General features: G+C 62.8%; 2 protein-coding genes. Both read left to right on the forward strand.

Going from position 1 to position 1,561, the window contains the following annotated elements:
• Positions 1–475: flagellin (locus SE91_RS09235; RefSeq protein WP_283806224.1), on the forward strand; the 475-nt coding region annotated here is incomplete at its 5' end.
• 358 nt (positions 476–833) lie between these two features.
• The coding region (locus tag SE91_RS09240; RefSeq protein ID WP_156489972.1) for a DUF1522 domain-containing protein at positions 834–1,561 on the forward strand (728 nt) is incomplete at its 3' end.

Here is a 1,561-nt window from a genome sequence, read left to right on the forward strand (position 1 = left end):
CAATATCCTGAACCAGATCGACACGACCGCGCAGGACTCCTCGTTCAACGGTGTCAACCTCTTGAACGGCGACCAGCTCAAGCTGGTGTTCGACGAGACCGGCAAGTCGAACCTCAGCATTACGGGCGTGACCTACAACTCCAAGGGTCTGGGCCTTGCCTCGCTGACCAGCGGTGTCGACTTCATCGACAACGCTGCCACCAACAAGGTGCTGACCAACCTGAACGCCGCGTCGAGCACGCTGCGCTCGCAGGCCTCGAGCCTCGGTTCGAACCTCTCGGTGGTGCAGGTCCGTCAGGACTTCAACAAGAGCCTGATCAACGTGCTGCAGACCGGCTCGGCCAACCTGACGCTGGCCGACACCAACGTCGAAGCGGCAAACAGCCAGGCGCTGTCGACCCGCCAGTCGATCGCGGTCTCGGCGCTGTCGCTGGCCAACCAGTCGCAGCAGAGCGTGCTGCAGCTGCTCCGCTAACAAGCGGACGACATCGCAAGACGATCACGGCGGCGGGGCTTCGGCCCCGCCGCTTTCTTTTTGCGCCGGCATCAGATTGCGGCGTGTCGAGCGGAGGCGGTGCGTCTGGATGCAGCCAATTGCTCACTCTGAGTTATGGTTGACAAGTCGCAAACGTCTCGCGATGGCGCCAAAAAACATCATCCAATCATGACGATATCAGCGAGCGCGTCGCGGCTTCGAATGCGAATATGGTGAATCCGCGCAAGGACTGGCGCGACACGCTTCATGCTTTGTTAGCCCACAACGTTCACCGTCCCGGCCATCGATTAATCCTAATCGAAGTTTGTTGCGTTGCGTACCAGAAGGGTAACACTCAATGTCCGGTATTGTTCTCTCTGCATCGGTTCGTCAGAACCTGCTCTCTCTCCAGTCCACTGCTGACCTCCTCGCCACCACCCAGAGCCGTTTGTCGACCGGCAAGAGCGTCAACTCGGCCCTCGACAATCCCACCAACTTCTTCACCGCCCAGTCGCTCGACAACCGCGCCAGCGACATCAACAATCTGCTCGACGGTATCGCCAACGGCGTGCAGGTGCTGCAGGCTGCCAACACCGGCATCACCTCGCTGCAGAAGCTGATCGACAGCGCCAAGTCGATCGCCAACCAGGCGCTGCAGACCACGGTCGGTTATTCGACCAAGTCCAACGTCTCGACCACGATCGCAGGTGCGACGGCGGCCGATCTGCGCGGCACGACGAGCTTTGCCAGCGCGACGGCGAGCAGCAACGTGCTGTTCAGCGGCGCGGCCGGAGGCACCACCGCGGCGAGCGGCACCACCACGCTCGGCGCTACCATCGGGGCCTTCGCTGGCACCGCGGTGACGGCCGGCGACGGCACCACGGCACTGACCGGCACCATCACTCTGATCGCCACCAACGGCACGACTGCAACCGGCCTCGGTACCAATGCCCAGCCCGCCGACGGCGACACGCTGACCGTGAACGGCAAGACCATCACCTTCCGCAGCGGTACCGCTCCGGCGGCGACTGCCGTTCCGTCCGGTTCGGGCGTCAGCGGCAACCTCGTCACCGACGGCAACGGCAA

The organism is Bradyrhizobium sp. DOA1 (assembly GCF_001593325.1).
Classification (GTDB): domain Bacteria; phylum Pseudomonadota; class Alphaproteobacteria; order Rhizobiales; family Xanthobacteraceae; genus Bradyrhizobium.